Source organism: Pseudomonas sp. 10S4, assembly GCF_034344865.1.
In the GTDB taxonomy this organism is placed as follows: Bacteria; Pseudomonadota; Gammaproteobacteria; order Pseudomonadales; family Pseudomonadaceae; genus Aquipseudomonas.
This window is the reverse complement of the sequence record NZ_CP133774.1, coordinates 4,836,222-4,858,679: the sequence shown is the minus strand read 5'-3', so window position 1 is coordinate 4,858,679 and position 22,458 is coordinate 4,836,222. Positions and strand designations below refer to the sequence as shown.

The window sequence follows — 22,458 nt, the reverse complement described above, 5'->3', positions numbered from 1 at the left end:
TTTATCCATTAGTCCGACGGCTCTTTACGCTGGCGAAGTGAAGGTCTTTTTGGACTATCATGCCCCCACCACGACACCCGCCAACGGCCCTGCCGCACCGTCGCCCGGTCTGGACAGGAGTAGATATGCAGCTCAAACACAAAATTGTTGCCCTCGGTATCCTGCCGCTGATCCTGGCGATTGCGGTTATTTGCGCGCTGGTCATCGTCCAGAATCGACAGCTCGGCGAACAGCAGGCGCAGTTGATCGAAGACAGCATCCTCGCCAGTAAACGCGCGGAGTTGAAAAACTACGTAGAAATGGCCAAGAGCCTGATCGAGCCGCTGTATCGCCGATGGCAAGGGTGACGAAGCGGCACAGCAGCGCGTGCTCGAAGAACTGCGCAAACTCAGCTTCGGCATCGACGGTTACTTCTTCGTTTATGACCGCCAGGGTCGCAGCCTGATGCACGCGCGGCAGTCCGAGCTGGTCGGCAAATACCTTTGGAACATGACCGACCCGCACGGTTTGCCGGTGATTCAAGCCTTGCTGAAAAGCGCAGAATCCGGCGCCGGTTTCCAACGTTACGCCTGGAAAAACCCTCGACCGGCGCGGTCACCGACAAGCTCGCCTACGTGGTGATGCTGGACCGTTGGGGCTGGATGCTCGGCACTGGTATCTACCTCGAAGACATCGAGCAAGCCACACAGCAAGCCCGCGATGAAGTCGCCCAAGGTATCCACGGCACCATGCTGGCAATCGCCGCCGTCGCGCTGATTGCCGTGCTGCTGGTGTTTATCAGCGGCATGACATTGAACGTCAGCGAACATCGCCTGGCCGACAAAAAGCTCCAGCGACTCAACCAGCGCATCGTCAGCTTGCAGGAAGAAGAACGCTCGCGGGTCTCCCGCGAACTGCATGACGGCATCAGTCAGTTGCTGGTTTCCATCAAGTTTCAGTTCGAGTTGGCCAGCCACCTGATCGAGGCCGGTCGGGACAATGGCCTGAATATTTTGCGTGAAGCCACCGAGCGCCTCGGTAGTGCCATTGGCGAGGTTCGGAGCATCTCCCATGACTTGCGCTCATCGCTGCTCGACACCCTGGGCCTGCCCGCCGCCATGGGGCAGTTGGCCGCTGAGTTCCAGCAGCGCAGTGGTTTGCAGGTGAATTATGAAAGCGACTTGGTGGATTGTGATCTGGTAGACGGCGCGGCCGTGGCCCTGTTCCGCATCGCCCAGGAAGGCCTGACCAATATTGAACGGCATGCCCAGGCCAGCACGGTGTCGATCACGCTGCAAGGATCGGCGCAGGCATTGCGCTTGATCGTCGTGGATGACGGCATCGGTTTTAACGTCAATCGAGTCGAACGCCTGAACGCCGGCATCGGCCTGCGCAATATCCGTGAACGGGTCGAGCATTTTGGTGGCCGGTTCGACCTTCATTCAACGCCGGGCCGAAGCGAGCTGAACGTTCTGCTGCCCATGAGTGTGACGGCCACCTGAAGCCGATCACCGTCACACAACAATAAGAGAAATAACCTGATGAGCCTGCCCTTCCCGATCCGCGTCGCCCTGGTCGACGATCATTCACTGGTACGCGACGGCATTCGCGCCTTGCTGACGGTGGTGGACTTTCTGGAAATCGTCGGTGAAGCCGACAGTGGTGCGAGCGCGGTTGAAATGGTCCGCCAGACCCAGCCCGACTTGCTGTTGGTGGACATTGGCCTCAAGGACATGAACGGTCTTGAGCTGACCCGCCTACTGCGCCAGGAACACCCGTCGATCAAGATCCTGATACTGAGCATGTACGACAACAATGAGTACGTGAGCGAATCGGTGCGTTCGGGTGCCAGCGGCTATGTGCTGAAGAATTCCCCTTCACGGGAAATCATTGCGGCTATCGAGGCGATTGCCAGTGGGGGCACCTTCTATAGCGCCGAAATCGCCCAGAAACTGGCGGCTGACCGGCCCACGGATAACGAACTGACTCCGCGAGAAAGTCAGGTGCTGTGCAAAATGGTCTTGGGGCTGAACAACAAGGAAATGGCCCGCGAACTGGATATCAGTGTGCGCACGGTGGAAACCCATCGCCTGAGCATCCGCCGCAAACTGAACATCGACAAACCGGCGGCGTTGCTCAACTACGCGATTGAGCGTGGGTTGATTTCTCGCTGAAAATCTCGAGTCAAACAAGAAACCTTGTGGTGAGGGGGACTTGCCTGTGGCGAGGGAGTTTACTCCCGCTGGGCTGCGCAGCGGCCCCAAGATTTTGTGAGTGCTGCGCACTCAAGCGGGAGCAAGCTCCCTCGCCACAACAGCAAATCAGAGCTTGGCAATCGACACTTCCGTGGATTTAACGAAGGCAATCACTTCGCTGCCAATCTTCAATTCCAGATCGCGCACTGAGCGGGTGGTGATTACCGAGGTGACGATTCCGGAGGCGGTTTGCACATCGATTTCCGAGACCACTTCGCCTTCCAGGATTTCCTTGATGACGCCTTTGAACTGGTTACGAACGTTGATCGCTTTGATAGTCATGTTGAGGCTTCCTGTCTGATGTGGGGCAAAACCGCACTGAGGTGCAGGCCTTCAAAATGCACCTGTTCAGCGGACGACAAAAGGAATAAATAACGATTTGTTTATTCCTGAATTGAATATACGAAACCCTTAAGCTAAGACCTAAAAATTATTTAAAGAATAATTCTTAGAACCCTATGCTCATGACAGATAGCCACCTTCTCCTTTGCTAACTGTCGAGTTCGCCATGTCAAAGCCCCTCAAAAACGCTGTCCTTACCAGTCTGGTTGTTGCGCTCGCCTTGTCCTTCGTACTACCGGCCCAGGCCCGGGAAACGGTGCGGATCGGCTATCAGAAATCATCGACTCTGATCACCCTGCTGAAAACCCAAGGCACCCTGGAAAAGACCCTCGCAGAAAACAATATCGATGTGACCTGGCATGAGTTTTCCAGTGGCTTGCCGCTGCTGGAGGCGTTGAATGTCGGCAATGTCGATATCAGCGCTGACGTGGCCGATACCGTGCCGATTTTCGCTCAGGCCGCCCAGGCCAAACTGACCTACTTTGCCCAGGAAGCACCCTCGCCTTCAGCCCAGGCAATCGTCGTGCGCAAGGAATCGCCGTTGCAGCAACTGGCGGATTTGAAAGGCAGGAAAGTCGCGGTGACCAAAGCGGCAGGTTCGCACTATTTGCTGATCGCAGCCCTGAACAAGGCTGGTTTGAAATTTTCCGATATTGAGCCGGCGTACCTGTCACCGGCCGATGGTCGGGCGGCCTTCGAGAACAACAAGGTCGACGCCTGGGTCACCTGGGAACCCTTCCTCACCGGCGTGCAACGTCAACTGCCGACCCGCACCCTGGCGGACGGCTCTGGCCTGGCCAGTTACAAACGCTACTACCTGACCAGCACCTCCTACGCCAAGGCGCATCCTGAAATTCTGAAGCTGGTTTACGAGCAACTGCACAAGGCCGGCGACTGGGTAAAGCACAACCCCCGTGATGCAGCACAAGTACTCGGCCCGTTGTGGGGCAACCTTGATGTGGAAACCGTTGAGGCCGCGAATGCCCATCGCAGTTACCAGGTGCAACCGGTAAAGGCTGATCAACTAGGCGAACAACAAAAAATCGCCGACGCATTTTTCGCCGAGGGACTATTGCCCAGAGCAGTCGATGCCAAAGACGTCGACATCTGGACACCCTAGGACTCCAATGTAGAAATGAGCCTGCTCGCGATGGCGGCGTAACAGTCAACGAAGATTCTGAATCTCAGGGCCCTTTCGGCCAGCGCGTTGATATAGCGCAAAGCAAGCCAGTTATTCCATAAAAGCCGTACAGCGCACTTTTATAGTGCGTTTAAATATATACGCACTCTGGCATCCAAGGTTCACCCCCCGGTCAGCGATGCCGATCCAGATCAGGCCACGCCACCTGGCGACCCTCCCCAAAAACTCTCCAGTGCCACGGCGTTGCAGCAACGCCTTGGTCAAGACTGCGCGCCGCCAAATACGTCGGCGCGGTCTTAATTTCATTCAGGAAGCACAATGTCTGATCCAACACCTCTGTTGTTCGCCCTCTACGAGCAAGCCAGTGTGGGTTGCGGTGGCGCCCCAAGCCTCTGGACTCACCCGGCTGACGAACGCCTGGCCATCAACTCACTGGGTTACTGGTCGAACCTGGCACGCATTGCCGATCAGGCTCACCTCGACATGTTGTTTTTCGGTGATGTGCTGGGCTTCTACGATGTGTTTGGCGGCAACGCCGATGCGGCGATGAAATGGGCCGTGGAAGCACCGGCCAACGATCCGCTGATGATCATCCCGGCACTCGCCGCCGTCACGGAAAACCTGGCCTTCGGCGTCACCGTCACCACCAGCTACGAACACCCGTTTACCCATGCCCGACGCTTCAGCACCCTGGATCACCTGACCAACGGCCGGATCGGCTGGAACATCGTCACCTCCTACCTGACCAGCGCCGCGCGCAACTTCGGCCTGGAGCAAATGATCAAGCACGACGACCGTTATGAACGCGCCGAAGAATTCCTCGATGTGGTCTACAAGCTCTGGGAAGGCAGCTGGGCCGACGACGCAGTGGTAGCAGACAAGGCACGCCAGCTCTACGCACGAGGCGACCGGGTACGCCCGATCAACCACGTCGGCGAACATTACCGGGTGGCCGGACCACACCTGACCGCGCCCTCGCCGCAACGCACGCCGCTGCTGATCCAGGCCGGGTGGTCGGGCCGTGGTCGCGAGTTCGCGGCCAAGCACGCTGAACTGATTTTCGTCGCCAAATCCAACCCCCAGGAAATCCGCCAGGGCCTGGAAGACATCTGGACCCAGGCCAGGGCCCGCGGTCGGCAGGCAGAGGATGTGAAATCACTGACGGTGCTGCGGATCGTCACCGCCAAGACCGAGATCGAAGCCCAACGCAAATATGACGAACTGCAAAGCAACTACCACTTGCAGGCGCAACTGGTCAGTTATGCCGGCGATACCGGAATCGACATCAGCCGCTACGCCGACAGTGACGCGCTGTCCACTCACACCGAAGGCATGACCTCCTACGTGATGCGTCCCGATGGCAGCGGCAAGCCCTTGACCGCGGGCGACGTCAAACAGCGTTTCGCCAACGTCACCCGTGGCAGTGATCTGATCCTGGTGGGCAATCCGCAACAGGTGGCGGACCGCATTGAAGAACACGCGCGCATCAGCGGCACCAGCGGCTACATGCTCAATCCGCTGCTCAGTCCCGGCAGCCTGGAAGACTTTGTCGAACTGATCATCCCCGAGCTGCAAAAGCGCGGTTTGTATCGCACCGAACCGCAGCGCGGCACCCTGCGATCAAGGTTGCGAGCGGACGGCACCAGCCATCTGCCGGACTCGGCTTACGGCGCCTCGTTCCGCTATTGATCAGCCATGGCGCCTGCCCGCAAGGACAGGCGCCAGGCAGATGCCCTACCCCACAGCCCCCTGATAGTAAGTGCGCAAGTCCTCCCAAGCAGCCAACTCGGCCGCCGAACCTTCATCCCTCCGGCCGTTCTCCAGCACGAAGGCGTACTGCGCGTAATCCGGCGCGATGTTGATGTTCTGCTCCTGCGCCCCGTGGCAAGACTTATAAGAACCAAAAAGAATTAATAAATACAAAATCAGTATTTATCGTTATAAAAATATCCGCGTATTGTCAGCTCATCCCGTCATTCATCACCACAGTGAAGTGCCCTATGAATCCGACTGACAACCTCATCGACTTCGCCAGCTACCGCAAACGCAAACAGGCTCAGCAACGGGCACGGGCCATGTGGGAAATGTACGCATGTAACGCCGGTTTGCAGGCCTTTCAGTGGGTGCAAGCGGCCAAGGCTTCCGAGACGCGTCACGCGTGAACGTGCAGCAACCCTCGCGCTTTCTGGCGAGCGCCGACGAACCCGTGCTGGATTTGAATAACCTGGAATCACTGGAAGAAGACCCGACCTGTGATCGCGTCGCGCAGAACCTGCAACGCCTGCGCGGCAAGCGACATTTGTCCCTCGATGCCCTCGCCCGCCAGTGCGGTGTGAGCCGGGCGATGCTGGCGCAGATCGAGTCCGGGCGTAGCGTGCCGTCGATCAAAGTGCTGTGCAAAATCGCCAAGGGCTTGAAGGTGTCAGTGGCCGCATTTCTTGAGCATCGGGCCTTTGAAGGTGTCGCCGTGTTGTCGGCGAGCCAGAGCAAACGCCTGGTCAGTGCCAGCGGTGCCTTTGTCAGCCGAGCGCTGTTTCCGTTCGACGTGGCCCGCCAATCGGAGTTTTACGAACTGCGCTTGAGTCCGTTGGGTGAAGACGTTTCCGAGGGGCATGGCCCTGGGGTTCAGGAGAACCTGGTGGTGTCCCAGGGTGTGCTGGAAATCAGCGTCAACGATGAACGTTACCTACTTTCGACCGGTGATTCGATTCTGTTCTACGCCGACCAGCCTCACCGCTATCGCAACCCGGCCGACAGTGAAGCCGTCGCTTATCTGGTGGTCACCTACCCCGAACGCCTGGACTAATCGACAATCAATGTGGGAGCGGGCTTGCTCGCGAAGAGGGAGTGTCAGTCAACATTGTTGTGCCTGACACACCGCTTTCGCGAGCAAGCCCGCTCCCACAGGGATTTCATTTTCGCAGGAGATTTGTGGTGTTTGCTGGAATGAAAAAGCCCCCGAGGCCTATGGCTGCGGGGGCTTTTTTGTGCGGCCCGGGATCAGCAGGTGCAGCACATCAGCGGCATGCCGTTGCAGCTCATCATCATCGGCATGCTGCAGTCGTTCATCATCTTCATCGTCAGGGCGCAGCAGTTTTTCATCATGTCCATGTTCATGCCGGCCATTGGCATGATTTTGCACATCATGCCGTCCGCCATCATGGTGCATTCCATCACGCACTTCATCGATGGCATCGGCATGCCCATCATCGGCATTGGCATCATCATGTTCATCATCGGCATGGTCATGGCCGCCTGGGACATGCACATCATGCTCATGTTGCCGCAATGCATCATCATCGGCATGCCGCAGTTCATCATCATCTGCATCATTTCAGTGCTGTTCTTGAACATCGCCATGTCCATGCCAGCGGCCGGCATCATTTTGCACATCATGCCGTCGTCCATCATTTCGCAGCTCATGGTCGCCATCATCATCGGCATGCCCATCATCGGCATCATTGGCATGTTGGCGTTCATCGGCATTTGCATCTGCATGGCATTCATCATGATGGTGTTCCCTGAATATTTAAGAGTAAGACGGAGCTGATGGAGTGGATTCTAAGGATTGGCGCAGGGTCGACAAGAGGCTGATCCAGCAGCAAAAATGGGCGCCAGAACCGACTTAGTGCAGCGCACCGATCAGTTATGACTGCTGTAGCATCCTATTGATTGTTATTGCAGACACTTTAAAAGCAGTGACGCCGTTTCATCGGCGATAGATATTCGACTGACAGCTATATAAATAACTGAAAGAAATAATCGTTCTAAACAGCCCCCACTTTTTTCATGCTCTCGCTTATTACTTAAGTTCAATCCAGGATCACTTTTTAATCTTTTCTAGCTATTAAGCGCCGCCCCTATAATGGCAACGCTCTCCAACTCGCTAAATAAGGACGTTCCATGCATCAACGCCTTTTACTGGCTGCACTGTTCCTGGCGGTGGCTGGTTGTGCCAGCCCGCCTGCCGTTTCGGTTCATACAAAAGACCCCGCCAGTTCGACATTGCAAGGCGATGCCTCGCGCCCGGCGCAGGCGCAATGGCTGCGCACCGAGCTGTATTTCTCGGTGGGACCATTGGAGGGCAAGGAAGGAGTGATCAGCCCCGCGCGCTGGCGCGAGTTTCTCGATCAGGAAGTCACGCCGCGCTTTCCGGACGGCTTCAGCGTACTCGACGCCTACGGCCAGTGGCGTGACCACGGCGCCAAGGAGCCGGAGCGCCTGGGCACCAAAGTCATCGTGATTCTTCACGAGAACGACGCGAAACATGGCAAGGACATCGAAGCGATTCGCCTGGCCTGGAAGCGGATTACCGGGGATTTGTCGGTGCTGCGGCTGTCGCAACCGGCCGAGGTGTCGTTCTAACCAACCAATCAACCGCCACCCTTACCGGGTGGCGGTTTCGTTTAGAAGCCGTAGGTGGCGCGAGCGTAGTAGTAGGCGCCGTTGGTACCGATCGGCGACAGCACGTCATACGGCAGGTTGCCGCCGTAGTTGATTTCCGACTTGGAGCGCTCCGGGTAGTTGTCGGTCAGGTTGTTGCCGCCCACGGCAATGTCGAATTTTGGCGTGAATTTGTATTGCACCTCGGCATCCAGCTGCCAGACCGCGCCATAGGTTTGCTCCGGCTGGGAGTCGCCGAAATCAAAGACCCGCGTGGTCTCGCCCTGCCGCGTCAGACGCCCGAGCAGGCCCCAATGCTGACTGGCCCAATTCGCGGAAATCATGAAGCGATCCTTGGGTGCTGCGTCGGTCAGGGTGTTGCGCTCCTCCACCCCCACCAGCGCGTCGCTGCCAATGCCCAGCGCGGTGAGCTGCGAAGGTGTGCCCTTGGTGTTAGTGACTTTGGTGTGGTTGTAGGTGTAGGCCGTGGTCAACCCCAGCAGCCCTTCGTACAACGGCTGATGGTAGTTGAGCACCAGTTCGGCGCCGTCGGTGCGGGTGTCGGCGGCGTTGGTGAAGAAGTTCACGTCGTGCACACCGGCCACACCAAAGTTGTCGTTGATGTACTGCTCCAGGGCATCACTGCCGATGCGCTGGGACAGGGTCACCCGATCCTTGACGTCGATGCGGAACACGTCGAGGGACGCATCAAAGCGTTCACTCAGTTGCGCAGTCAGGCCGAGGCTGAAGTTCTTCGAGGTTTCCGGGTCGAGCTTCTGGGCTCCGAGGGCGCGGGCAATCGGGTCGTTGACGGAAAGCACGCGAATGTCCGTGAGTGTGCCGCCCGTTCCGAAGTTACTGGTAGTGCTCTGAAAGCCGACCTGTGCCAGGGACGGCGCGCGGAAGTTGTTCGAGACTGCACCACGCAGCGCCCATTGATCGGTGAGGCGATAACGGCCACTGAGCTTGCCGGTAAGTTTGCTGCCGGCGTCGTCGTAATGCTCCCAGCGCGTGGCGGCGTCGACGAAAAAGCGGTCAGTCAGATCGCCGGACAACTCGGCATACGTGCCGAATACATTGCGATCCAGATTCACCTCTTCGCTCGGGCGCAAACCGTTGGCGCCGTCGGCCCCGGTGCCGATGTACGAGGCTTCGTCGCCAGCGTAGGTCAGGTAGTTTTCGTAGCGATATTCACTGCCCACGGCCAGCACGAACGAACGCTCGGCCAGGCGCAGCTCGCGGGTGAAATCGAGGTTGGCGGTGGTCTGGCGCAGTTCGTATTCACCCGTGTCAAAACGCGTCGGCGAATCAGCGCCCAAGGTCACGTTGAGGGTGCGTCGAGTGGCCGAATCAAAGTGGTTGCGGCCGTGGGTGACGCTGCTGTCGAAGTCCCAGTTATCGCCAATCAGGCCCTTGAAACCGGCAGTGGCGGACAGGTCCTGATTGTCGCCGAGGGACTGCGGCAGAAACCCGTTGGGGTAGAACTGCGGCTGCTCGGATGGGTAGCGGTAGAACTCGGCGCCGGTGGTGTGGCGCTGGTTGTAGGTGCCGAACGAGTACGCCTTGCCACCGGCCAGGGGCAATTCGGAGTTGAACCAGGCATTGACGTCCCGCGCGATGCCGTCGCCCATGACGTAGTTGCGCTGGCCCGGCGTATCGGCGAAGCCATCGAAACCGGCACGGTTGGTCGGGTCGCGATCCTTGTACTCAGTGCCGCCGCGAATGAACCCGCCCTCCTCGCCAAGGCGCGTGCCGACCTTGGCGGTGGTCATGCTGTTCTGGCCGTCGGTGGTGGTCCTGCCGATGGCATCCTGATGGGTGTGGTAGGCGCCGTAAGTGGTGGAGATTTCGCCACCCTCCGGGGCGTCGTCGAGAATGATATTGATCACCCCGGCAATCGCATCGGAACCGTATTGTGCACCGGCACCGTCACGCAGCACCTCGATGCGTTTGATCGCGCTGATGGGAATCGAGTTGAAGTCCACCGGCGCCGTGCCGCGGCCGATCTTCGACGAGTCATTGACCAGCGCCGAGGTGTGCTGGCGCTTGCCGTTGACCAGCACCAGCACCTGATCGGGGCTCATGCCACGTAACTGCGCCGCCCGCACATGGTCAGCGCCGCCGGAGTTGGATTGACGCGGAAAACTGAATGACGGCAGCAACGTCTGCAACGCCTGACCGAGTTCGCCGCCGCTGGCACCGGCCGACTTGAGGTCCTCGGCGGTCAGCACGTCCACCGGCACCGGCGAATCCAGCACCGTGCGGGCAGTTCCGCGGGTGCCGGTGACCAGCACGGTACCCAACCGTGTGTCGTCGTCGACACGGGCGGAAGTTTCTTCAGCCTGCGCGGGAAGTTGTGTGATTGCTGTGACTACAGCAGCGGCGAGTAATGAACGAGAACGGTGATACATGGAACAGCTCCTTTTATCGCAGCTAATACCCGGCCCTGCCGACCATAAAAAAGTCGGCAACAAGTGCACGGCAATGTCTGCTGTAGTTTTAATAATCCGGAAGGCAGCGAAGGCTGTAGAACAGGTTTAAAGCGCGAACGTCTCCAAGTTGATACAAATACTTGAGAGGCGATGCTAGACGAGGCGGTTATCTTTGGAAAAGAACCAATACTACTTAGGTTATATCGGACGAACGGACTGTTGGCTGGGCAACAGGGGTGTTTAGTGGGCAACAACTAACATCAACTAACCACTTCAACTTTCAAACACTTATATCAAACCAAACACAGTCAATGTGGGAGCGGGCTTGCTCGCGAAAGCGGTGTGTCAGGCAACATTGATATCGACTGACACTCCCTCTTCGCGAGCAAGCCCGCTCCCACATTAGTTATATGCCTGCCTTTAGTCCGCGGAAGGAATCCACGCCGCGCGCGCCACATTGGCGGTGTCGCCAAACGCCGGCAGTTTCTGCGCCAAATCACGGACGTTTTTCACGTCCAGATCCACCAGTTGCTGACGGGTAATCAGCGTCGGCGGCACCAACACTTTATGCCCCGGATTCTCCCCGGCAATCAGCATCGCCAGGCTCCGCACGCTGATCGCCCCGGCCACTTGCGGGTTGACTGCAGCGGTAGCCGCCCAGGCACTGTCCGGCTCTTTCATGATCTGGATATCAGCAGTGGAAATATCGGCGCTGTAGATTTTCACTTTCTTGCCAAGACCGGCTTCGTCCACGGCGATTTTTGCGCCTTTGGCGAATTCGTCGAACGGCGCGAAGATCACGCTGATGCCTGGATTGGCGCGCAACACGGCGCTGGCCTGATCGGCGACCGAGTTGGCAATCGGCGGATTCAACGTGCCGAAACGCGCCTTCTCGATGATCCCCGGGTTCGCCGCTTTGACCTGACTCCAGATCTCATCGCGCCGCTCCATCGGGGTGAAACCACTGATGTAGACGTAACCGGCATCGAAGCGCGTGCCGTTGTCCTTGAGCGCCTGATCAAGCGCCAGACGAGCCAACGCATGGTGATCCTGCTCGACCTGAGTGACCTGCGGGGTGTTCAGATCGACGTCGAATGCGACGACCTTGATGCCCTTGGCGATGGCCCGGTCAATCGGGCCTTTGAGGGTTTCCGCCAGACCGAGCTGAACGATGATGCCGTCGACGCCGAGGTCGATGGCCTGATCGATCATCTCCCGCTGACTCGCCGCCTGCTGCCGGGCATCGAACACCCGCAACGTTGCACCGAGGGCTTCGGTCTGTTTCTCGACGCCACGCAAATAGGCTTCGGTGAAATCCCCGGAAAACAGATAGCCCACCAACGCGATTTGCACATTGCCCTTGTCGAATGGTGCCGGCGCCCCCGGCAGCGCCTTGGCCTGGGCATTCAGCGCCAGTGCCGTGAGCACGGCGCCAGCGAGGCAGTGACGAACAAAACCCTTGAATGATCCGTGCATACATCTTCCTTGCGAGACATTAAAAGCAGCTCAACGCGCCCGATGCGCGAGGCCGAAGGTGAACATCAGGGCCAGCACCAGCACCAGTCCCTTGACGAAATCCTGAGCGTAATAAGGCGCGTTGAGCATGGTCAGGCCGTTCAGCAGCGTGGCCACCAACAACGCACCAATCAACGTGCCGAACGCATTGGGTTTCTTCGCCCCGAGCACGGCAAAACCGATCAACGCGGCCCCAAGGGCATCGAGCACCAGGCCATTACCCGAGCTAACATCGCCACGGCCCAAACGTGCCGCCAGCAGCAACCCGCCCAATGACGCGAGCAAGGCTGAAAGCACGTACGCCAGCAGTTTGAAACGCTGCACCGGCGCACCGGCCAGGCGTGCCGCCTGCTCGTTGCCACCGATGGCGTAGAACAAACGACCAATGCGCGTGCGCTCCAGGAACAGCCAGACCATCAACGCGACCACAGCGGTGATCAGCACCGGGATCGGCACGGTGTCCCACAACCGACCGCGGCCGAGGGCCAGAAACAGCGCACTGAACGTGCCTTCGGCCTCATCGCCATTGGGCAGGGTCATGCCCACCGCAATCGAGCGCCCGCCGGTTGGGATCAGTTGCACACCGATCACCAGAAACATGCTGCCGAGGGTAGCGAGGATGTCCGGCACCCGCATTTTCACAATCAGCCAGCCGTTGAGCAGCCCCACCGCCGCCCCGCCCGCCAGGCTGATCAGCACCGCCGGCACAGCGCCCCAACCGAGCACCACCATGACGTAACTGGCGATCATCAAACTCATCGCCGCCACCGCGCCAATCGACAAATCGAGGCCGCCGACGGCCATGGTCAGGGTCACGCCCAAGGCCAACAACGCGACAATCGATACCGACTGCAAGATGCTGAACAGGTTACCGACCCGCAGAAATGCCGGCTCCGCGAAGCTGAAAAACACCAGGATCAGCGCCAGCACCCAAAGCAACCCATAGCGGATAAGCGCTTGCAGCAGATGCTCGGCGGGCGCCGGGGCGGTTGATAACAGCAAACTTGAATCAGGCACTCGCTCTACTCCTTGGCGTGGCATGAATAGTTGGAACAGTGACTTCGACGCCAGCAAGCGCCGCCACCAGCGTGGCGCGGCTCAGCCCGGCGCGGGAGTATTCGGCGACCACCGCGTGATTGCGCACCAGCAGAATCCGGTCGGCAATTTCCAGGGCTTCGTCGACATCGGCACAGATCACCAGCGTTGCGCGGCCGCCAGCACTGTCGCGCAGCAGTTGGCCGATTTCGCGGCGGGCGCGTACGTCCACGCCCTGAAACGGTTCATCGAGAATCAACACCCGCCCGTCCCCCAGCAACCAGCGGCCCAGTACGACCTTCTGCTGGTTGCCGCCGGACAACGCACTCATCGGCACGTCGATTCCGGCAGTCTTGATCCCCAATGCCGCGACCTGTGCCTCGACCGCTGCCGCCTCGGCCCGGTTGCGGATGAAACCGCCACGGGTGAAGCGTTCGAGGAACGGCAAGGTCAGGGTGCGACGCAGGGAAAAATCTGCGATCAATGATTGGCTGGCGCGATCTTCGGCGGCAAAGAACACTCCGCTGTGGATCGCCTGGCGTGGCGACTCGGGTTGCCAGTCGATGCCATCCAGTTGCAGGGTGCCAGCCGCCGGTTCGCGCAGGCCGAACAGCACTTCGGCGATCTCGGTTTTGCCGGCGCCCAGTAATCCGGTGAGCACCACCACTTCGCCTTCGTGCAGGGTCAGATCGAACGCCTTTTTATGCGGTGTGATTTTCGCGGCGCGCAGGGTCAGGACTTCCCGCCCAGCCGTGCGCGGTTCGTAAACGTGAGTATCAAGCGCCTGACCGAGCATGGCCTCGACCGCTTCGGGCAACTGGCGGGCGCCGAACTCGCCGACCAGTTGGCCATCGCGCAGGACAATGGCGCGATCCGCCACCCGCTTCAGGTCGGACAAACGATGGGAAATGTACAAAATCGCCACCCCACGACTGCGCAGCGTGTCGATCAAGCCGAACAGGCGCTGGGCTTCGACGTCCGACAAGGCGGCCGTGGGCTCGTCGAGAATCAGCAGACGCGGCTGCAGGGCGAACGCGCGTGCCAGCACCACCAGTTGCCGTTCGGCCTGGCCGAGGCGTTCGATCGGTTGCTCCAGCGGCAGCTCCAGGCCGAGGCCGGCAGCGATGCTCGCGGCCCGCTCGAACAGGCGCTTGCGATTCAGCCAAAAGTCCGCGCCGGGCTGGCAGAGTTCATCGAGCAAGAGGTTTTCCGCCACGCTCAATCCGGGTGCGATGCCGTCGTTGACTTGCTGGTGCACCGCGACGATCCCGACCCGGCGCGCCGACAGTGGCGAGGTGAAATGCCGTGGCTGGCCGTCGACCCAAAGCTCACCGGCATCGGAGGATTGACTGCCGGCGAGGATCTTTACCAAGGTCGATTTTCCCGCACCGTTGGCCCCCAGCAGCGCCACCACTTCGGCGGGGTAAATCTCCAGGCTGACCCGATCCAGCGCACGGCTGGCGCCAAAGGTTTTGCTCAGCTCACGCACACGAATCAGCGGCTCGGGTGCCACGGAAACAGGCGCACTCATCGTCGGTGTGCCAAGGAGCGCACCAGCCGATCACCGAGGCTTTGCACGCTCTGTACCAGAATCACCAGCACCACCACAGTGGCGACCATCACCTGATTGTTGAAGCGCTGGTAGCCGTAGCGAATCGCCAAGTCTCCCAGACCACCGCCACCGATGACCCCGGCCATGGAGGAAAAACCAATCAGCATCACCAGGGTCAAGGTGATGCCTGCCAACAACGCGGGCAGCGCTTCGGGCAACAGCACTTTGAAAATCACATGCCAGACATCACCGCCCATGGCGAGGATCGCTTCGATGCGGCCCTTGTCGACTTCGTCCAGGGCGTTCTCGACAATTCGGGCGAAGAACGGAAAGGCGCCGATGGTGATCGGCACCACCGCTGCGGTGCTGCCCAGGGTCGTACCGACCACCAATCGCGTCAGCGGGATCAAGGCGATCAGCATCACCACAAACGGCAGCGAGCGACCAAGGTTGACCAGCCCTCCCAGGCCTTTGCTGAGCCGGGGCATTGGGAACAGACCATCGCTACGACTGATGAACAGCAACACACCCAGCGGCAAGCCGATCAGCAAGGTAAACAACCCCGCCAGCAGGACCATGTACAGGGTTTCACCGGTGGCCGTGAGCACCAGTTGGAAGATCTCGTTCCAGTCGATCACGCGATTCATGAGCGCTCCACCCTGACGCCACGTTGTTTGAGAAACGCCACGACCTGGTTCAGTTTCAGTTCATCGCCAGGCTGCCGGAATGCCACGCGCAAACGCCCGACCTGGCGCCCGCCGACAGACTCGACGCCACTGGCGAGCAGGTTCAGTTCCACGCCCTGTTGCTTTAATTCATTGAGCACAGGAGTGGCCAAAAGGTTGTCGAAAAAGCTCAAGTCCAGGGCATCGTTGCCCAACGGTGTGCTGTATCCCGGCAGCAGTGAGCGACCGAGACTGGAATCCGGGTTAGCCAACAGTTGTGCAATCGACCCGGCCTCGACCAATCGGCCGTGAGCCAGTGAAGCGGCGTGATCACAAATCGACTTGACCACCTCCAGCTCATGGGTGATCAGCACGATAGTCAGCCCCAACTGGCGGTTGATGTCGCGCAGCAGTTCAAGAATCGAGGCAGTGGTTTGCGGGTCGAGGGCGCTGGTGGCTTCGTCCGACAGCAGATACGCCGGTCGTGCCGCCAACGCCCGGGCGATGCCTACCCGTTGTTTTTGCCCACCGGACAGTTGTGAAGGAAACGCCTGAGCCTTATCACTCAAGCCCACCAGATCCAGCAGTTCTCTGACCCGCGCATGACGCTGTGTTTTTCTTACGCGGGCGATTTCCAGCGGCACGGCGATGTTGTCGAAGACGTTGCGCGAGTGCAGCAGGTTGAAGCCCTGAAAGATCATGCCGATGCGCTGGCGTTGCCGGCGCAGTTCGATGTCGGACAAGGCTGTCAGGTCCTCGCCGTCCAGCAGAATGCGCCCGGCACTGGGCCGCTCGAGCAGATTGAGGCACCGCAGCAGCGTCGATTTACCCGCACCGCTGCGCCCCAGAATCCCGTAGATCGCACCATCGGGAATGCTCAGGGATACCTGATCCAGGGCAGGTGCCTGCCCTGGCGCATAGGTTTTGCTCAACTGCTCGACGACGATCATGGCTTAGTGGCCGCTACGGTCACAGGGCTCACCGGAATCACTGAACCGGAGAAGTTGTCGGTGATGAACTTGGCCACTTCAGGCGACGTCAGGTCTTTGGCCAGTTGCTTGATCCGTGGGTCGTCCTGCAATTTTGGCGTGGTCACCAGGATATTGGCGTAGGGGTTGTGCTCGGCTTTTTCCAACCCAAGCGCATCCTTGGCCGGGACCAAACCAGCTTCCAATGCGTAGTTGCCATTGATCACCGCGAGGTCCACATCATCAAGGGCCCGGGGAATTTGCGGCGATTCGATTTCGAGGATCTTCAGCTGTTTCGGGTTCTCGGCGATGTCCTTCGGTGTGGCCTGATCGGTGGCCGGGTCGTTGAAGCCGGCCTTGAGTTTGATCAAGCCGTTGTCCTGCAACAGGTACAGCGCGCGACTCAGGTTGGTGACGTTGTTGGGAACCGCCACCGTGCCGTTTTGCGGGACTTGCGCGAAAGTTTTGTGTTTGTGGGAGTAAATACCCAGCGGCTCGATATGCACCGTCGCGGCCACCGCGAGTTTTTCGCCGAGGGCCTGCTCCTGTGACTTCAGGTAGGGCAAGTGCTGGAAGTAATTGGCATCGACGTCGCCATGTACCAGCAGTTCGTTGGAGTTCACGCCGTTGGGGATCTCGATGATCTTGAGGTTCAGTTGCGGGTCGATTTTTTGCACGTACGCCAGAATCTGCGCGTGGGGCACCGGGTCCGCTGCCACGCGCAACGGCTCAAGGGCCAGGGCACTGAAAGATGTCACCAGAGCGCCCAGCACAGCCAGGGTCAATCCTGTTTTCTTGAACATGTTCTTGGTCCTTGATGAGGTTAGGCAGTCAGTGCTTTGGGGATCAGTGCGTCGGCGTAAAAACGCTGGGCAACATCGGGATGAGAACGCAGCCGGCCCTTGAGATAATTCCAGCCGACGTCTCGAAACAATGGATTGTCCGGATCGCTGGCCGGACCTCGTGCTTCACGCAGCAGCGCCGTGGGCAACGGGTAAAGCGGCACGACGGCATCGAGTTGCGCGCCGAGGAAGAACGCAATCGACAAACGCTCGTTGCCCTTGGCCGGCGACACCACCCGATGCACCGTGGCACGCAAGTAACCGTTGGTGGCCAACTCCAGCAATTCGCCGATGTTCACCACTAAGGTGTTGTCCCGAGGCCGCGCATCGATCCAGCGCCCCTCCTCGATTTCGACTTGCAGGCCGGCCTGCTGGTCTTGCAGCAGGAAGCTCAGGAAACCCGAATCCTTGTGCGCCCCGACACCTTGATGGCTGGCGTCTGCGGCCTGCCCCGGATAGCGCATCAACTTGATGTGCTCATTGGGCTTGTCGCCGTACAACCGGTCGAAAGCGTCTTGCGGCAACGCCAACGCCTGGGCGAAAGCGCGCAGCAGGCGCAGCGACATGCGGGTCATGGCTTGCTGCCAATCCAGCAGCAACGGCTTGAGCGCCGGTAGCGCGGCCGGCCATTGATTGGGGCCTTGCAGACGCGCCCAGTACGGGCTGTTTTCAGCCTGCGGCAACACCTCGCGTTCGGCGCCCAGATCGAACTGTTCGCGCAAGTCCGGCTTGCCGCGAGTGATCTCTGAAGCGGCACGGTTGTAGCCACGAAAGTGCGGTGAATTGATCATGCCCACCGCTGCTTTCTCGCTGTCGGGCAGGGCAAAGAATTGGCGGGCGTGAGCCTGTACTTGACTCAACAAAGCGCTGTCGATGCCATGGCCGGTCAGGTAGAAAAAACCCACGTCCCGTGCGGCATGGCGCAGGTCGTCAAGAAAGCCCTGGCGTTGTGCCGGGGTGCCGTCGAGCAGTGACAGGTCGAGGGTCGGTAAGGTGGTGATGTCCAGGGGCTGCGGCATGGTTCACTCCCAGGTGAAACGATATTTATCTGGCAATGGATCCAAGCTAAACGATCTTAAAAACCAGTAATAAATATCTTTTTCGCATTAGCTTAGGTTCGCTTCGAGTGGCGTTTTCACATTCTGGAAGCACAAAAACGCCCCTGTCATAGAGACAGGAGCGTTCCGCCAGGCGAGGTGAATCGGCGTTAATTTACTGGGTAGACGTGGTTCGACTCAGGGCCAGCGACTCGTTGGAAAACACCTGGGCGTCGGTGAATTTCTCTACGTCGACGCGATGGGGAAAGATCTTCTTCTCGACGAACAAATCATCGACCTGCTGCAACGCCTGAACATCCCGTGGTTCAACCGGCAACAGCGACTCATCACCCCAACTGCGCAGCCGCTGCGAGACTTCAAGCGAAACGTCATTGGCTTTGGCGAACACCCGCGCATACTCGTCGGGGTTTTGCCGTGCCCATTCAAAAGCCTTGGCGAAACGCTGCAACACGTCGCTGAGGGCCTTGCGTTTGTGTGGGTCAGTGAGCACTTCATCGGACGCCGTAATGAACGTCAGCCCGGTGTTGATCCCTTCGCCGCTGATCAGCACCCGCGCGCCCTGCTGCTCGGCAAATGCCTGATAGATCCCGAACGTGGCCCAGGCTTCGATCTTGCCGGCGTTGAATGCCGCCAACGCGTCGGTGGGCAGGACGAATCCGACGTTGACGTCTTTCTCGTCAACCCCGGCATTGGCCAACGCGCGAATCAGTAAGTACTGGGAAATACTGCCGCGGGCCGACGACACCACCACGTTGCGACCTTTCAAATCAGCGACGCTGTGAATCGGTGAATCCGCCGGGACCAGGATGGCGATGCCTCTCGATTGGCTGCGCCGTACCGCGACAATCCGCAACGGCGTGCCGCCGGTGGCCGCAGCAAGTACCGGGGTATCGCCGGCGGGCCCCAGATCGACGGCCCCGGCGCGCAAGGCTTCGAACAACGGCGCGGCGCCCTGGAAGTTCGCCCACTGAACCTTGTAGGGAATGCCCTCCAGCGCGTTGGCGGCCTCGACCACCGTGCGCAAGCCCTTGGCTTGATCGCCGAGGATCAGCGTGACGCTGGACAGGTCCGATTGGGCTTTTGGCTCGATGGCGTCACCGCAGCCGCTGAGCAACAACGCGGCACCTGACAGCAACGCCATCGCCGAGATCAAAACACGTCGATTAACCATGGGCAAACCGCCGAACCGTGCTGTGGGTAGCCTGACGCTCAGCCACCGCAGCGGTTTCCACTTCAACACCCAACAGGCTCAGCAGTCGTGCACGGATCGCTTGAAAACCCTCCTGTCCGGAGTCTCGGGCGCGCGGCAAATCGATAGTCAGTTGCTCGGCAATCTTGCCGTTGGCCAGCACGATGACCCGGTCGGCCAGCAGGATTGCTTCGTCGACGTCGTGGGTCACCAGCAGCACCGCCGGCGTGTGTTTGCGCCATAACTCGATGATCAGCCGATGCATCTTGATCCGGGTCAGCGCATCGAGGGCGGCAAACGGCTCGTCGAGCAGCAACAGCTTCGGCTCGCGCACCAGGCCTCGGGCCAGTGCGACACGTTGCGCTTCACCGCCGGAGAGTGTCGCCGGGTAGGCTTCCAGTCGATGAGCCAACCCGACTTCAGTCAGGGCCTGCACCGCACGGGCCTTGGCGTCCGGGACGCGCAGGCCAAGGATCACGTTTTTCCAGGCGCGTTTCCATGGCATCAGGCGTGGCTCTTGAAATACCGCCGCCCGGGCCTTGGGCACTCGCAATTGGCCGCTGTCGATACTGTCGAGCCCGGCGAGGCTGCGCAGCAACGTGGTTTTGCCGGAACCGCTGGCCCCGAGCAGTGCGACGAACTCGCCGGGTGCGATGTCCAGGTCCAGGCCATCGATGACTCGTTGTTGACCGAACTGGCGCACCACGTTGCGCAGTTGTACCGGAGCGTCTGAATGCAGGTTTTTTGCCGCGATAGTCGACATGTCAGTTCCTCACAAAAGATGGGCGCCAGGCCAGGGCAAATCGCTCCAGCGTGCGGATCAAGCCGTCGATCACCAAACCGAGGACGCTGTAAATCAGCAAGCAGATGACGATCACGTCAGTGCGCATGAAGTCCCGCGCATCGCTGGCCAGAAAACCGATGCCGGCGGTGGTGTTGATCTGTTCGACAAACACCAGGGCCAGCCAGGAAATCCCCAGGGAATAGCGCAAGCCGACAAAAAACGAAGGCAAGGAGCCCGGCAGGATGACGTGCCAGATCAACTCGCGACGATTCAGGCCCAGGGTGTTGGCGGCCTCGATCAGTTTGGGGTCGATGTTGCGAATGCCGGAGAACAGGTTCAGGTACACCGGGAAGGTGGTGCCGGTGACAATCAATGCAATTTTGGTGAACTCGCCGATGCCGAACCAGAGAATGAACAGTGGCACCAGCGCCAGCGAAGGAATGGTACGCAGCATCTGCATCGGCGAATCGAGGATCACCTCGCCGCGCTTCGACAGGCCAGTGATCAGCGCCGCCACCACGCCGATGCTGACCCCGATGCTCAAGCCCAGCAGCGCCCGCTGGAGTGACACCAGCAAATGCTTGCCCAACTCGCCAGACACAATCATCGCCCAGAGCGTGCCGCCGATTTGCGAGGGCGCGGCGATGATCCGTTGCGGGATCCAGCCGAGCTGCGAAGCCAGTTCCCACAACAGCAGCAGCGCGATCGGGCTGAGCAAGCGCAGAAAGACTTCCGGGGTTCGCCAGTTCCTCAGCCAGTCAGGTATCAGCCGTGACGCGCCTTGGCTATCAACAGCCTTATCGACGTAAAGCGAGTTGCTGGCGCTCTGCGTGTCGAATGTCTTTTCGGTCATCAGGCTTCCTTCCTCATCAAGAACATGGCTTCGGATTCATGCTATTCGCATAAAAAACCTCAGTGAAATTCTTTTTGGGAATAACCTAATATGATTAAAAATCAGATAGAAAATAATCCAGATAAATTATTTGCATAATTAAAGCCCTCAGCCCGTGCCATTCGCCGCCTGCATCCCTGGCGCGGATCAAAATGCGCATTTCTGATATTTATAATTTATTATGATTCATTTAATTAATAATTAACTTAGAACAAAACGGCATTTCACAACCCTGCCCCGCTGCGCCTATTTTCGACACCACGGACCGACCCCCTGCCAGGTGGAGGCTTGAATCACGCCTATCCAACGACAAGGAACTCAGCATGAGCATCGAATTTATCGGTTACATCGGCGGCCACCAATCTTCCGAAATCCAGCCTCGCAGCGGTCCGGTGTTGCAGCCTGACTATGTGGAAACCGTCGCCCGCGCCCATGAGGAAGCCGGTTTTGACCGTGCCCTGGTGGCCTTCCACTCCAACAGTCCAGACAGCACGCTGATTGCCTCCCATGCTGCCAGCGTGACGAAAAAGCTGAAGTTCCTGATTGCCCATCGACCGGGTTTCGCCGCGCCAACGTTGGCGGCACGCCAGTTCACCACCCTCGATGTATTCAATGGCGGACGCACCGCCGTGCACATCATCACCGGCGGCGATGACCGCGAACTGCGCGCCGACGGCAGCTACATCGGCAAGGACGAGCGCTATGCCCGCACCGATGAATACCTCGATGTTTTGCGTCAGGAATGGACCAGCGAAAAGCCCTTCGACTATGACGGCAAGTACTACCAGGTCGATGGCGCGTACTCTTCGGTGAAATCACCGCAACAGCCGCACATTCCGCTGTATTTCGGCGGCTCGTCAGCGGCGGCCATTGCGGTGGCCGGCAAGCATGCGGACGTTTATGCGCTGTGGGGTGAAACCTACGAACAGGTGCGTGAAGTGGTGAATCAGGTGCGCGCCGAAGCAGCGAAGCATGGGCGCAGCATTCGCTTCAGCCTGTCGTTGCGCCCGATCCTGGCAGACACCGAAGCGCAAGCCTGGGAACGGGCCGAGCGCATCCTGCAACAGGCCACTGCCCTGGCCGAACAGAATGGATTTGTCCGCCGCGAACCGCCTAATGAAGGTTCCCGACGCTTGCTGGCGGCCGCCGCCCAGGGCTCGCGGCTGGACAAACGGCTGTGGACCGGCATTGCGGGTCTGCTGGGTGCGCAGGGTAATTCGACCTCGCTGGTCGGCACCCCGGAACAGGTGGCCGAAGCGTTGCTCGATTACTACGACCTGGGCATTACCACGTTCCTGATCCGTGGCTTTGATCCGCTTAACGACGCCATCGATTATGGCAAGCGCCTGATCCCGTTGACTCGTCAACTGGTGGCTGAACGGGAGCGGCAAGCGGCGGAAAAAGTCGCCTGATCAGAAGCGATCCC

The 22,458-nt window shown here is 59.3% G+C and carries 20 protein-coding genes and 1 pseudogene; 8 read left to right on the top strand and 13 right to left on the bottom strand.

Annotated elements, in window-relative coordinates; translation table 11 throughout:
* Positions 1 to 125 precede the first annotated feature (125 nt).
* Together RHM58_RS22910 and RHM58_RS22905 are read left to right on the top strand one after the other, a co-directional pair.
* Positions 126 to 1,481 (top strand): annotated as a pseudogene (locus RHM58_RS22910) (cache domain-containing protein).
* Between the two features lie 39 nt (positions 1,482 to 1,520).
* On the top strand, positions 1,521 to 2,153 hold the full coding sequence (locus tag RHM58_RS22905) for a response regulator (RefSeq protein WP_201256087.1): 633 nt from the start codon (positions 1,521 to 1,523) through the stop codon (positions 2,151 to 2,153).
* A 147-nt stretch (positions 2,154 to 2,300) separates the two neighbouring features.
* Here the strand turns inward: RHM58_RS22905 and RHM58_RS22900 are convergent, their stop codons facing one another.
* Positions 2,301 to 2,516 (bottom strand): TOBE domain-containing protein, encoded by a 216-nt coding sequence (locus RHM58_RS22900; protein WP_034150404.1) that lies wholly within the window; start codon positions 2,514 to 2,516, stop codon positions 2,301 to 2,303.
* Positions 2,517 to 2,742: 226 nt separating this feature from the next.
* Between RHM58_RS22900 and RHM58_RS22895 the strand changes: the two genes are divergently transcribed.
* From RHM58_RS22895 to RHM58_RS22875, 4 genes are all read left to right on the top strand, one after another.
* Positions 2,743 to 3,696 (top strand): aliphatic sulfonate ABC transporter substrate-binding protein, encoded by a 954-nt coding sequence (locus RHM58_RS22895; RefSeq protein WP_201256088.1) that lies wholly within the window; start codon positions 2,743 to 2,745, stop codon positions 3,694 to 3,696.
* Between the two features lie 339 nt (positions 3,697 to 4,035).
* Positions 4,036 to 5,406 (top strand): LLM class flavin-dependent oxidoreductase, encoded by a 1,371-nt coding sequence (locus RHM58_RS22890; protein ID WP_201256089.1) that lies wholly within the window; start codon positions 4,036 to 4,038, stop codon positions 5,404 to 5,406.
* A 311-nt stretch (positions 5,407 to 5,717) separates the two neighbouring features.
* Positions 5,718 to 5,879 carry a hypothetical protein gene (locus RHM58_RS22880; protein ID WP_201256090.1) on the top strand — a complete coding sequence of 54 codons (162 nt, stop codon included), beginning with the start codon at positions 5,718 to 5,720 and terminating at the stop codon, positions 5,877 to 5,879.
* Positions 5,880 to 5,932: 53 nt separating this feature from the next.
* A complete protein-coding gene (locus tag RHM58_RS22875; RefSeq protein WP_201256096.1) occupies positions 5,933 to 6,523 on the top strand; it encodes a helix-turn-helix domain-containing protein in 591 nt (196 codons plus the stop codon).
* Positions 6,524 to 6,717: 194 nt separating this feature from the next.
* Here RHM58_RS22875 and RHM58_RS22870 read toward each other — a convergent pair whose 3' ends face one another.
* Positions 6,718 to 7,227, bottom strand: coding sequence for a hypothetical protein (locus RHM58_RS22870; RefSeq protein WP_322268272.1), 510 nt, complete (start codon positions 7,225 to 7,227; stop codon positions 6,718 to 6,720).
* Between the two features lie 393 nt (positions 7,228 to 7,620).
* On the opposite strand from RHM58_RS22870, the gene RHM58_RS22865 reads away from it, so the two are divergent.
* Positions 7,621 to 8,082 carry a DUF3574 domain-containing protein gene (locus RHM58_RS22865; protein ID WP_201256092.1) on the top strand — a complete coding sequence of 154 codons (462 nt, stop codon included), beginning with the start codon at positions 7,621 to 7,623 and terminating at the stop codon, positions 8,080 to 8,082.
* Between the two features lie 41 nt (positions 8,083 to 8,123).
* Here the strand turns inward: RHM58_RS22865 and RHM58_RS22860 are convergent, their stop codons facing one another.
* From RHM58_RS22860 to RHM58_RS22810, 11 genes are all read right to left on the bottom strand, one after another.
* Positions 8,124 to 10,511, bottom strand: coding sequence for a TonB-dependent receptor plug domain-containing protein (locus RHM58_RS22860; RefSeq protein ID WP_322268271.1), 2,388 nt, complete (start codon positions 10,509 to 10,511; stop codon positions 8,124 to 8,126).
* Positions 10,512 to 10,952: 441 nt separating this feature from the next.
* On the bottom strand, positions 10,953 to 12,008 hold the full coding sequence (locus RHM58_RS22855) for a substrate-binding domain-containing protein (RefSeq protein WP_322268270.1): 1,056 nt from the start codon (positions 12,006 to 12,008) through the stop codon (positions 10,953 to 10,955).
* Between the two features lie 30 nt (positions 12,009 to 12,038).
* Entirely contained in the window at positions 12,039 to 13,064 is a 1,026-nt protein-coding gene (locus RHM58_RS22850) for an ABC transporter permease (RefSeq protein ID WP_201202824.1), read from the bottom strand.
* The gene (locus tag RHM58_RS22845; RefSeq protein ID WP_201256094.1) at positions 13,057 to 14,613 is read right to left on the bottom strand and encodes a sugar ABC transporter ATP-binding protein; all 1,557 of its coding nucleotides are present in this window, start codon (positions 14,611 to 14,613) and stop codon (positions 13,057 to 13,059) included. The genes RHM58_RS22850 and RHM58_RS22845 overlap by 8 nt, the downstream gene beginning before the upstream one ends.
* Positions 14,610 to 15,281: a methionine ABC transporter permease gene (locus RHM58_RS22840; RefSeq protein WP_369125120.1), complete on the bottom strand. Its 672-nt coding sequence runs from the start codon at positions 15,279 to 15,281 to the stop codon at positions 14,610 to 14,612. Before RHM58_RS22840 ends, RHM58_RS22845 begins: the two co-directional genes overlap by 4 nt.
* Positions 15,278 to 16,249, bottom strand: coding sequence for a methionine ABC transporter ATP-binding protein (locus RHM58_RS22835; RefSeq protein ID WP_322268269.1), 972 nt, complete (start codon positions 16,247 to 16,249; stop codon positions 15,278 to 15,280). The genes RHM58_RS22840 and RHM58_RS22835 overlap by 4 nt, the downstream gene beginning before the upstream one ends.
* Complete coding sequence (locus RHM58_RS22830; protein ID WP_201202806.1) at positions 16,246 to 17,070, bottom strand: MetQ/NlpA family ABC transporter substrate-binding protein; 825 nt, start codon at positions 17,068 to 17,070, stop codon at positions 16,246 to 16,248. The genes RHM58_RS22835 and RHM58_RS22830 overlap by 4 nt, the downstream gene beginning before the upstream one ends.
* Before the next feature lie 20 nt (positions 17,071 to 17,090).
* Positions 17,091 to 18,128: an isopenicillin N synthase family dioxygenase gene (locus RHM58_RS22825; protein WP_322268268.1), complete on the bottom strand. Its 1,038-nt coding sequence runs from the start codon at positions 18,126 to 18,128 to the stop codon at positions 17,091 to 17,093.
* A gap of 193 nt (positions 18,129 to 18,321) precedes the next feature.
* On the bottom strand, positions 18,322 to 19,338 hold the full coding sequence (locus RHM58_RS22820) for an ABC transporter substrate-binding protein (protein WP_201256472.1): 1,017 nt from the start codon (positions 19,336 to 19,338) through the stop codon (positions 18,322 to 18,324).
* Positions 19,331 to 20,119, bottom strand: a complete 789-nt coding sequence (locus tag RHM58_RS22815; protein ID WP_201256471.1) for an ABC transporter ATP-binding protein — start codon at positions 20,117 to 20,119, stop codon at positions 19,331 to 19,333. The genes RHM58_RS22820 and RHM58_RS22815 overlap by 8 nt, the downstream gene beginning before the upstream one ends.
* A 1-nt stretch (position 20,120) precedes the next feature.
* The gene (locus RHM58_RS22810; protein ID WP_201256470.1) at positions 20,121 to 20,993 is read right to left on the bottom strand and encodes an ABC transporter permease; all 873 of its coding nucleotides are present in this window, start codon (positions 20,991 to 20,993) and stop codon (positions 20,121 to 20,123) included.
* Between the two features lie 362 nt (positions 20,994 to 21,355).
* Here RHM58_RS22810 and RHM58_RS22805 point away from each other — a divergent pair, with 362 nt between their 5' ends.
* On the top strand, positions 21,356 to 22,444 hold the full coding sequence (locus tag RHM58_RS22805; protein WP_201256469.1) for an LLM class flavin-dependent oxidoreductase: 1,089 nt from the start codon (positions 21,356 to 21,358) through the stop codon (positions 22,442 to 22,444).
* The last annotated feature ends 14 nt before the right edge of the window (positions 22,445 to 22,458 follow it).